12 protein-coding genes are annotated in these 9151 nt (G+C 72.5%); 7 read left to right on the top strand and 5 right to left on the bottom strand.

The window, feature by feature from the left end:
- Positions 1 to 170: 170 nt before the first annotated feature.
- Positions 171 to 431, bottom strand: coding sequence for a UBP-type zinc finger domain-containing protein (locus tag M8J74_RS31035; RefSeq protein ID WP_058923293.1), 261 nt, complete (start codon positions 429 to 431; stop codon positions 171 to 173).
- An 86-nt stretch (positions 432 to 517) separates the two neighbouring features.
- On the opposite strand from M8J74_RS31035, the gene M8J74_RS31030 reads away from it, so the two are divergent.
- A complete protein-coding gene (locus M8J74_RS31030) occupies positions 518 to 2122 on the top strand; it encodes a Na+/H+ antiporter (protein WP_249839623.1) in 1605 nt (534 codons plus the stop codon).
- Here M8J74_RS31030 and M8J74_RS31025 read toward each other — a convergent pair.
- Entirely contained in the window at positions 2119 to 3051 is a 933-nt protein-coding gene (locus tag M8J74_RS31025) for a 1-aminocyclopropane-1-carboxylate deaminase/D-cysteine desulfhydrase (RefSeq protein ID WP_249839622.1), read from the bottom strand. The two genes, M8J74_RS31030 and M8J74_RS31025, sit on opposite strands and share 4 nt — an antisense overlap.
- A gap of 22 nt (positions 3052 to 3073) precedes the next feature.
- Entirely contained in the window at positions 3074 to 3664 is a 591-nt protein-coding gene (locus tag M8J74_RS31020; protein ID WP_249839621.1) for an N-acetylmuramoyl-L-alanine amidase, read from the bottom strand.
- Between the two features lie 296 nt (positions 3665 to 3960).
- Between M8J74_RS31020 and M8J74_RS31015 the strand changes: the two genes are divergently transcribed.
- The 6 genes from M8J74_RS31015 (at position 3961) to M8J74_RS30990 (ending at position 8302) form a co-directional block, all read left to right on the top strand.
- Positions 3961 to 5367, top strand: coding sequence for a family 2B encapsulin nanocompartment shell protein (locus M8J74_RS31015; RefSeq protein WP_249839620.1), 1407 nt, complete (start codon positions 3961 to 3963; stop codon positions 5365 to 5367).
- Positions 5368 to 5479: 112 nt separating this feature from the next.
- The gene (locus M8J74_RS31010) at positions 5480 to 6598 is read left to right on the top strand and encodes a family 2 encapsulin nanocompartment cargo protein polyprenyl transferase (protein ID WP_249839619.1); all 1119 of its coding nucleotides are present in this window, start codon (positions 5480 to 5482) and stop codon (positions 6596 to 6598) included.
- Between the two features lie 199 nt (positions 6599 to 6797).
- Entirely contained in the window at positions 6798 to 7412 is a 615-nt protein-coding gene (locus M8J74_RS31005; protein ID WP_249839618.1) for a GNAT family N-acetyltransferase, read from the top strand.
- Positions 7413 to 7492: 80 nt separating this feature from the next.
- Positions 7493 to 7687 (top strand): hypothetical protein, encoded by a 195-nt coding sequence (locus M8J74_RS31000; RefSeq protein WP_249839617.1) that lies wholly within the window; start codon positions 7493 to 7495, stop codon positions 7685 to 7687.
- 64 nt (positions 7688 to 7751) lie between these two features.
- Positions 7752 to 8069: a DUF952 domain-containing protein gene (locus M8J74_RS30995; protein WP_249839616.1), complete on the top strand. Its 318-nt coding sequence runs from the start codon at positions 7752 to 7754 to the stop codon at positions 8067 to 8069.
- Positions 8066 to 8302, top strand: a complete 237-nt coding sequence (locus tag M8J74_RS30990) for a hypothetical protein (RefSeq protein WP_249839615.1) — start codon at positions 8066 to 8068, stop codon at positions 8300 to 8302. Before M8J74_RS30995 ends, M8J74_RS30990 begins: the two co-directional genes overlap by 4 nt.
- On the opposite strand, the gene M8J74_RS30985 is transcribed toward M8J74_RS30990, so the two are convergent.
- Positions 8283 to 8696 (bottom strand): VOC family protein, encoded by a 414-nt coding sequence (locus M8J74_RS30985; protein ID WP_058923284.1) that lies wholly within the window; start codon positions 8694 to 8696, stop codon positions 8283 to 8285. The genes M8J74_RS30990 and M8J74_RS30985 overlap by 20 nt on opposite strands.
- 27 nt (positions 8697 to 8723) lie before the next feature.
- Positions 8724 to 9116 carry a helix-turn-helix transcriptional regulator gene (locus tag M8J74_RS30980; RefSeq protein ID WP_058923283.1) on the bottom strand — a complete coding sequence of 131 codons (393 nt, stop codon included), beginning with the start codon at positions 9114 to 9116 and terminating at the stop codon, positions 8724 to 8726.
- Positions 9117 to 9151: the final 35 nt, after the last annotated feature.

The raw sequence follows: 9151 nt of genomic DNA, 5'->3' as shown, positions 1-9151 counted from the left end.
TCCTGTCCCCGGGACCCCGACCCCTTGCCGTCACTCACAGTAAAACTGTGGACACGCTCCGTGTCTAGGGGTCTGCGGCTCCAAATGGGAAGAACGCGCGCCGGGTTGACGTACCCAGACGTCAGACGGTCGAACCGTCCGGATCGTTGCCCGTCCCCGGTCCTCCAGGGTCACACGAGAACGTGGTCCACGAAGCACCAACGCCAGTTCTCCCCGGGCTCGAACGTCCGCATGATCGGGTGGTCGGAGTCCTTGTGGTGCTCCGTGGCGTGCCGGCCGGGCGAGGAGTCGCAGCAGCCGACGTGGCCGCAGGTGAGGCACAGCCGAAGCTGTACCGGGTGCGTGCCGTCCCGCAGGCACTCCGGACACGTGTCGCTCAGCGGCTCGGGTTCCGGGTGCGGCAGCGCGTCGGCGTGCGTGCACTGTTTCATGATTGCCAGGTTACGACGGCCGCGCGGACGGCCGCGCGGAAAATCGAGGGCGGGCGGACGACGATGAACGAGGGCGGGCGAGGGCCATGGACGTGATGCCGCTGCTGTTGCTGGTGGCGGGCAGTACCGCGGTCGCGGCGGCGGCCCGGCGGACCCCGGTGCCGGCGCCCCTGGTGCTCGTCGCCGTGGGGCTGGTGGTGTCCGGCATCCCGGGCATGCCGGACTACACGCTCGACCCCGAGATCGTGCTGCCGCTGGTGCTGCCCCCGCTGCTGCACAAGGAGGGCGTCGAGAGCTCGTACCTCGACCTGCGCGCCTCGATGCGGCCGGTGGCCCTGCTGTCGGTCGGGTACGTGCTCTTCGCGACCTTCGTCGTCGGCTGGGCCGCCTACCAGATCGTGCCCGGGCTGCCCCTGCCCGCGGCGCTGGCGCTCGGCGCGGTCGTGGCGCCGACCGACGCGGTCGCCGCGGCGGCGGTCGCCCGCCGGGTCGGCCTGCCCTCCCGGATCACCACGATCCTGCAGGGCGAGTCCCTGCTGAACGACGCCACCGCGATCACCGCCTACCGGGTCGCCGTCGCGGCTGCCGTCGGCGAGGGCGCGTCCTGGATCGGCGGGATCGGCGAGTTCCTGCTCGCGGCGGTGGGGGGCGTCGCGGTCGGCCTGGTGCTGATGCTGCCGATCCACTGGCTGCGCACGCACGTGAAGGAGGCGCTCCTGCAGAACACGATGTCCCTGCTGATCCCGTTCGTCGCCTACGCCGTCGCCGAGCAGGTGCACGCCTCCGGCGTCCTCGCGGTCGTGGTCGTCGCCCTCTACATCGGACACCGCGCGTGGGAGGTCGACTTCGCCACCCGCCTCCAGGAGGAGGCGGTGTGGAAGGTGGTCGCGTTCGTCCTGGAGTCGGCGGTGTTCGCCCTGATCGGACTGCAGCTGCCGGTCGTGCTCAGGGGCCTCGGGGAGTACGAGGGCGTCGACGCCGCCTGGTACGCGATCGCCCTCTTCCTGGTGGTCGTCGCGGCCCGGTTCGTCTGGGTCTACCCGGGGACCTTCGTGCCCCGGATGGTGTCGGCGCGGATCAGGGAACGCGAGGAGAACCCCACCTGGAGAGGGCCGATCGTCACCTCCTGGGCCGCCATGCGGGGCGTGGTCTCGCTGGCCATCGCCTTCTCCATCCCGCTCACCGTGCACGGCGGCGAACCGTTCCCTCAGCGCAACCTCATCCTCTTCCTGACCTTCACCACCGTCATCGGCACCCTGGTCGTCCAGGGCCTCACCCTGGCCCCGTTGATCCGCCTGCTGAAATTCCCCGGCCGGGACGCCCAGGCCGAGACCCTCGCCGAGGCCAACGCCCAGGCGCAGGCCTCCCGGGTCGCCGAGCAGCGCCTCGACGAACTCCTCACCGACGAGCGCAACACCCTCCCGCCGCCCCTCGCCGACCGCCTCCGCCAGAGCCTGGAGCGCCGCCGCAACGCCGTCTGGGAACGCCTCGGCCAGACCAACCCGATCACCGGCGAGTCCGTCGACGACACCTACCGCCGCCTGTCCAGGGAGATGATCGGCGCCGAGCGCGCGATGTTCGTCCGCCTCCGCGACGGCCGCTACATCGACGACGAGATGCTGCGCACCCTGCTGCGCCGCCTGGACCTGGAGGAGGCGGCGGCCTACCGGGAGGCGGTGGACGGGGCTTAGGGCCTGCCGTTTGGATCAGCCCGGCGTCGCGGGGTCTGGGGGAAGGGGCGCCCGGTCACCACGGCCGCCACGGTCGTCCCGTGCGGGAACGCTCCCTCCTGCGCCAGGGCGACAAGTCCGTACAGCAACTTGGCGACATACAGCCGCTCCACCGGCACCGCGTGGCGCTGCTCGAAGTCCTCGGCGAAGGCGTCGAGTTCCGCGGGCACGCGCGCGTAGCCGCCGAAGTGGAAGCGGTCGTCGAGGTGCCAGGTGCCGCGCGGGCCGCCGAACGCCTCCTCCTGGAGGCGCCGTATGTCACTGGTGAGGAAGCCGCCCTTGAGGACCGGTATGCCGAGGGCACGCCGGCCGGGCGGGAGTCCGGCGGCGAGTCCGGCCAGGGTGCCGCCGGTGCCGCAGGCCACGCCCACGACGTCGGCCCGGTCGCCCAGTTCCTCGCCCAGGGCCCGGCAGCCGCGTACCGCCGCCGCGTTGCTGCCGCCCTCCGGGACGACGTACGCGTCCTCGGCGCCCGCCGCGTGCAGCACGCGCGCGAGGATGTCCGGCTCGGTCTTGCGGCGGTACGTCGACCGGTCCACGAAGTGCAGGCGCATGCCGTCGGCCGCGCACCGGGCCAGGGAGGGGTTGAGGGGCCGGCCGGCGAGCTCCTGGCCGCGGACCACGCCGACGGTCGGCAGCCCGAGGAGGCGGCCGGCCGCGGCCGTGGCCCGCAGGTGGTTGGAGTAGGCCCCGCCGAAGGTGACCAGCGTCCGGCCGGCCGCGGCGCGCAGGTTGGGCGCGAGCTTGCGCCACTTGTTGCCGACCAGATCCGGGTGAATGAGGTCGTCGCGCTTGAGGAGGAGGCGCAGGCCGTGGCGGGCGAAGCGCGGGTCCGACAGCTCCTGCACGGGGGAGGGGAGGCGGGGGCGCAGGGTGTCGGGGCCGGTCACCCGACCATTGTGACCTGGTACGTCACTTCAGGCGCTCGCGGATCCGCTCCCTGAGCCAGGTCATCGTGAACCCCTTCGGGTCGACCTTCCCCGGCTGCCACTCCCGGTGCCCGATCACCGATCGCTCCGTCCACCCGTGGTGCCGGCACACCGCGGCCGCCGCCTTCTCGATGGCGTCCAGCTGGGCCTGCGGCCAGGGGTCGTGGCCGTCGCCGAGGTTCTCGCACTCGAAGCCGTAGAAGTACCGGTTGCCGTCCGTGTCGGCCTCGTTGTCCGGCGGCAGCGCCTTCTCGGCGATCACCGCGCGCAGCACGTCGTCGTCGCCGAGGCCCGCGTGGTTGGCGCGGCCGTAGCCGACCAGGTGGACCGTGCCGTCCTTGGTGATCACGCCGTGGCACAGCGGACCGGGCAGGGCCTCGTAGCCGTCCCGGCAGATCTCCACCGTCCGCTCGCCGCCGCTCGACGCCGTGTGGTGGATCATCACGCCGTGGACCGGTCCCCACGGGCCCTTGTGGTTGCGGTTGTGATGCGCCCAGTCGCCGACCTCGACGACGGTGACGCCCTCCGCCCGGAGAGCGTCCAGAAAACTGCCCGCGGACATGGGTGAGGCCATGACCGCCTCCTTCGTGCCGTGCTGACGGCCGCCGGTTGCGGCCTCCTCGTGCCGCTTCTTTTACCGACAGTGCATGGGCAGTTACACATCGTGCTCGTGACGAGGGGGCGCTTTTCGGACACCCGGCACTCCCGGCCGGCTGTGCACGGACCGCGCATCTGCCCAGGCCGCTCGTGATCCATTCCCGCTCTTTCGGGTAATAGCACCGACACGCTCCGTGATGGAAGGCTGGTCAACGCAGATCGCGATGGGTGTGCGGCTCGGCCGCCGTCCATGACCGGGAGGGCAATTCTCATATGTCGGTAGGCGAAGAGGTCCGTACGGAGCAGGGCAGGCCGCAGCAGAGTCTCGGCACGGCCGCCGCGCGGAACCTGGCCACCACGACCAAGTCCGCGCCGCAGATGCAGGAGATCAGCTCCCGCTGGCTGCTGCGCATGCTGCCGTGGGTGAACGTGCAGGGCGGTACGTACCGGGTGAACCGGCGACTGACCTACGCGGTGGGGGACGGCCGCATCACGTTCGTGAAGACGGGCGACCGCGTCGAGGTCATCCCCGCCGAACTGGGTGAGCTGCCCGCGCTGCGCTCCTACGAGGACGAGGAGGTGCTGTCCGAACTCGCCCAGCGCTGCCGGCAGCAGGAGTACGCGCCCGGATCGCTGATCGCCTCCTTCGGCAGCCGGACGGACGAGGTCTTCCTGCTGGCGCACGGCAGGGTCGAGAAGGTCGGCACGGGCCCCTACGGCGACGACGCGGTCCTCGGCGTGCTCGGCGACGGCTCCTACCTCGGCGAGTCCGCGCTGCTGGACCCCGACGCCATCTGGGAGTACACCGCCCGCGCGGCCACCGCCTGCACCGTGCTGGTCCTGTCCCGGCAGGACGTCGACCAGGTCGCGGAGCGTGCGGCGTCCCTGAGCGAACACCTCCGGCGGCTGCGCGCGATCCCCGAGCAGGACACCAACAGGTACGGCGAGAAGGCGATCGAGCTCGCCGCCGGCCACTCCGGCGAGCCGGACATCCCGCACACCTTCGTCGACTACGAGGCCAGGCCCCGCGAGTACGAACTGAGCGTCGCCCAGACCGTGCTGCGCATCCACACGCGCGTGGCCGACCTCTACAACCAGCCGATGAACCAGACCGAGCAGCAACTGCGGCTGACCGTCGAGGCGTTGAAGGAGCGCCAGGAGCACGAGCTGGTCAACAACCGGGAGTTCGGGCTGCTGCACAACTGCGAGTACGACCAGCGGCTGCAGCCGCACGACGGTGTGCCCAGCCCCGACGACCTGGACGAGCTGCTCAGCCGGCGGCGCGGCACCAAGTTCATGCTGGCGCACCCGCGCGCGATCTCCGCGATCGGCCGCGAGTTCAACAAGCGCGGACTGGTCCCGGAGACCATCGAGGTGGGCGGCAACCGCATCCCCACCTGGCGGGGTGTGCCGATCTACCCCTGCAACAAGATCCCCGTCACCGAGGCGCGGACCAGCTCCATCATCGCCATGCGTACCGGCGAGGCCGAGCAGGGCGTCGTCGGCCTGCAGCAGGCCGGCATCCCGGACGAGATCGAGCCCAGCCTGTCCGTGCGCTTCATGGGCATCAACGAACAGGCGATCATCAAGTACCTGGTGACGGCCTACTACTCGGCCGCCGTCCTCGTCCCGGACGCGCTCGGTGTCCTGGAGAACGTCGAGATCGGTCGCTGGAGGTGACGTTCGCCCCCTGGAAGCAGTGTCCTCGCCCGGCGGGGCGGGTAGACCTCGGTCGTATGTGCCCGGCCGGAGTTCAGACGCCGCCGTCCGCGGACCGACCGAGGGGGAGACCATGACCGCCGAGTTCCTGGCGGAGACGAAGCACCGCGCCGACGACGCGAGAGACCGTGCCCCGGCACGGTACCGCCCCGCGGGGCCGGTGACGCTCGACGGCCACGAGGCGACGGCGATCCTGGAGCGCACCCGGGCATCGGTCGACCCCGAACTGCGCGCCGCCATCGACTCGTTGCCCGGCTCGATGCGCCGTATCGCGCTCTACCACTTCGGGTGGGAGCGCGCCGACGGGACACCGTCGTCCGGCAACGCCGGCAAGGCGATCCGGCCCGCGCTCGTCCTCACCGCGGCCACCGCGCTCGGCGGACCGGCGGCGGCCGGGGCGGCCGTACGGGCGGCGGCCGCGGTGGAACTGGTGCACAACTTCACGCTGCTGCACGACGACGTGATGGACCGCGACACCACCCGCCGCCACCGGCCCACCGCGTGGACGGTGTTCGGCGACGCCGACGCGATCCTCGCCGGGGACGCCCTGCAGGCCCTGGCCCTGAGGCTGCTCGCCGAGGACCCGCATCCGGCGGCCCCCGCGGCCGCGGCCCGGCTCGCGGCCTGCGTCGTGGAACTGTGCGCCGGACAGCACACGGACACGGCACTGGAGCGGCGCCGGCCCGGCGAGGTCGGCCTCGACGAGGTGCTGACCATGGCCGAGGCCAAGACGGGCGCGCTGCTGGGGTGCGCGTGTGCGCTCGGCGCGCTGTTCGCGGGCGCCGGGGAGGAGGACGTCGAGGCGCTGGACGCGTTCGGCCGCCAGGCCGGGCTCGCCTTCCAGCTCATCGACGACGTCATCGGCATATGGGGCGACCCGGACCGCACCGGCAAGCCGGCCGGCGCCGACCTGGCCGCCCGCAAGAAGTCCCTGCCGGTGGTCGCCGCCCTGACCTCGGGCACACCGGCGGCCGCCGAACTGGCCGCGTTGTACGAGGCGCCGTACGACAAGGAGGACATGGCGCGCACCGCCCTCGCCGTCGAGCGGGCCGGGGGGCGGGACTGGGCGCAGGTGGAGGCCGCCGACCGGATGGCCCGCGCGATGGGCGAGCTGTCCCGTGCGGTCCCCGCCCCGGAGGCGGCGGGCGGGCTGCTGGCGCTGGCGGAGTTCGTGACCCGGCGCACCGGCTGACCGTCCCGCACGAAGACTCCGGGGCCCACCGGCCCGGCCGTACGGCTCCTGACCCCGTACCGCCGCCGGGGGCCCCGGACGACGGGTCCCGCACATCCCCACGGTGTGCGGGCCCCGTTCTTTCCCGTTGCGCTCCCCGATGTTCCGGATAGGCTCAACCCCCGTGTGTGCAAAGGCGGTTGAGACGAAGGGGCGGCGCATGACCGTGGCGATCCGGACGGCCGGCGAGGGCGACCACGACATGGTCGTCCGGCTGCTGGACGAGGCGTTCCAGGACGATCCGGTCAGCGGCTGGGTCTTCCCCGGGGAGGAGTACCGCCGTACGACGCACCACCGGCTGATGGCCGCCTTCACCGGGATCGTGCTCGCCGAGGGGCGGATCGACGTCACCGAGGACGGCAGCGCGTGCGCGCTGTGGCTGCCCGTGCCCGCCGACGCGCACGACGGCGACGACGGCGGCGCGAAGCAGCTGCGGGCCGCCGTCGACCCGGACAACGAGCGCGTCGAACTGATCGGCAGGCTGACGGCGGAGATCCATCCGGCGGGCCGCGCCCACGAGTACCTGTGGATGATCGGCGTGGCGCCCGGGCGGCAGGGCGAGGGCCTGGGCACCGCGCTGATCCGGCGGGTCCTCGACCGCTGCGACCGCGACGGCCGCCCCGCCTACCTGGAGGCGAGCAGCGCCCGCAGCCGCGCCCTGTACGAGCGCCTGGGCTTCGAGCCCGCCCGCGCCCCCCTGGACCTTCCCGACGGCCCCAGCATGTGGCCGATGTGGCGCGAACCCCGTACCCCCCGCGAACCCCGTACCCCCTGACCATCCGGCGCCCAGGGCGGGCGGGTGGCCGGCCGTGCGGTGGCTGCGCGCGCCAGCGGGGACCGGCCTACCCTGAGGGCATGGACAGCTCGGACCAGGTCTGTCCCGTCTGCGGACAGCCCGTGGAGACCGTCGTCAAGCGGCACAAGACGCTCGGCGCCTGGGTCCCGCTGTGGACACCGGGCCCCTGCCACAACCGCGAGTGCGCGGCGTACGTCCCCGGCGGCGCCGAGCCCCGCGGGGAGCCGGGCGGGAGGACCGCCGAAGAATCCTGAGAGCCCGTGCCGACCACCGGGGGCAGGCGCCCTCGGTCCGCGCGACGCGCCGTACCGTGACCCCATGAGCGAGCACATCGTCCACATCACCGAGCGCTCCCTGTGGGAGGCCGCCCGTGCGAGGGGAACGTACGAGACGTCCACGCGCGGCCGCACCCTCGCGCAGGAGGGCTTCATCCACTGCTCCACCCGCGCCCAGCTCCCGGGCACGGCCCGCCGCTTCTTCGCGGACCTGGACGACCTGGTGGTCCTGGTCATCGACCCCGACCGTCTCGACGTACCCGTGAAGTACGAGACGGACAGGCCGGGCGGGGAGGCGTTCCCGCACGTGTACGGGCCGATACCGGTGGCCGCCGTGGTGGACGTGGAGCCCTGGGCATGATCGGCTTATCGCGCCCCCGACTGTGGCGGTGGGCGGTGATCGCGTGGGCCGTCGCGGTGGCCGCCGGAGGACTGCTCACCCTGTGGCTGCGGGACTCCGCCGCGCCGCCGCCCCCCACCCGCTGGGAGAACGCGCCCCACACCGAGCGGCCCGCTCCCCGCGACTGCCCGGAAGAGGAGGGCCGCACGATCCTCGTGTGTGCCTGGGCGACGGTCAGCTCTTCCGCTCCATGAACCGCAGCATGTTCCCCGCCGGGTCGCGGAACGCGCAGTCGCGTACCCCGTACGGCATGTCCGTCGGTTCCTGGACCACCTCGGCGCCGGACGCCGAGACGCGGGCGAAGAGGGCGTCGCAGTCCTCGGTGGTGAAGTTGACCCCGCGCAGCACGCCCTTGGCCAGCAGCTGCTCCATCACGTCACGGTCGGCGGGCGAGAGGTCGGGGTTGGCCGCGGGCGGCTCCAGGACGATCGACACGTCGGGCTGCAGCGGCGGCCCGACGGTCGTCCACCGCATGCCCTCGTACTTGACGTCGTTGCGGATCTCCAGGCCGAGGACGTCGCAGTAGAAGGCGATCGCCTTGTCGTGGTCGTCGACGGCGATGAAACAGTTGTGCAGTTTCAGGTCCATGGTTCCAACCTAAGGTCCCGGCCGCCGTCAGGTCCGTCGTGGACGCGTGTACGCGCGCACCACGCAGGGCGGGATCTCCGCGCTCTCCTCGTGCGAGCGGGCCCGGTAGGAGCTGGGCGTCTCGCCGACCAGCTCGGTGAAGCGGGCGCTGAAGGAGCCCAGCGAGGTACAGCCGACCGCCATGCAGACCTCGGTGACGGTGAGGTCGCCGCGGCGCAGCAGGAGCTTGGCGCGCTCGACGCGACGGGTCATCAGATAGCCGTACGGGGTCTCGCCGTAGGCCTCGCGGAAGCTGCGCTGGAAGTGGCCCGGCGACATCAGGGCGGTGCGCGCGAGGGCGGCCACGTCGAGGGGTTCGGCGTACTCGCGGTCCATGCGGTCGCGCGCCCCGCGCAGGCGTACCAGGTCCTCACGGTTCATCACGTCAGCATCGCACGATCCTCACCGGCCGGGCG

This window comes from Streptomyces panaciradicis (assembly GCF_023516615.1).
Lineage (GTDB): Bacteria > Actinomycetota > Actinomycetes > Streptomycetales > Streptomycetaceae > Streptomyces > Streptomyces panaciradicis.
Note: the sequence above shows the minus strand (reverse complement) of the source record. Positions and strands in the feature narration are given on the sequence as shown.

Coding starts and splice junctions, on each gene's coding strand:
- M8J74_RS31035 (WP_058923293.1), bottom strand. CDS start 431: ATGAAACAGTGCACGCACGCCGACGCGCTGCCGCACCCGGAACCCGAG.
- M8J74_RS31030 (WP_249839623.1), top strand. CDS start 518: ATGGACGTGATGCCGCTGCTGTTGCTGGTGGCGGGCAGTACCGCGGTC.
- M8J74_RS31020 (WP_249839621.1), bottom strand. CDS start 3,664: ATGGCCTCACCCATGTCCGCGGGCAGTTTTCTGGACGCTCTCCGGGCG.
- M8J74_RS31015 (WP_249839620.1), top strand. CDS start 3,961: ATGTCGGTAGGCGAAGAGGTCCGTACGGAGCAGGGCAGGCCGCAGCAG.
- M8J74_RS31010 (WP_249839619.1), top strand. CDS start 5,480: ATGACCGCCGAGTTCCTGGCGGAGACGAAGCACCGCGCCGACGACGCG.
- M8J74_RS31005 (WP_249839618.1), top strand. CDS start 6,798: ATGACCGTGGCGATCCGGACGGCCGGCGAGGGCGACCACGACATGGTC.
- M8J74_RS31000 (WP_249839617.1), top strand. CDS start 7,493: ATGGACAGCTCGGACCAGGTCTGTCCCGTCTGCGGACAGCCCGTGGAG.
- M8J74_RS30995 (WP_249839616.1), top strand. CDS start 7,752: ATGAGCGAGCACATCGTCCACATCACCGAGCGCTCCCTGTGGGAGGCC.
- M8J74_RS30990 (WP_249839615.1), top strand. CDS start 8,066: ATGATCGGCTTATCGCGCCCCCGACTGTGGCGGTGGGCGGTGATCGCG.
- M8J74_RS30985 (WP_058923284.1), bottom strand. CDS start 8,696: ATGGACCTGAAACTGCACAACTGTTTCATCGCCGTCGACGACCACGAC.
- M8J74_RS30980 (WP_058923283.1), bottom strand. CDS start 9,116: ATGAACCGTGAGGACCTGGTACGCCTGCGCGGGGCGCGCGACCGCATG.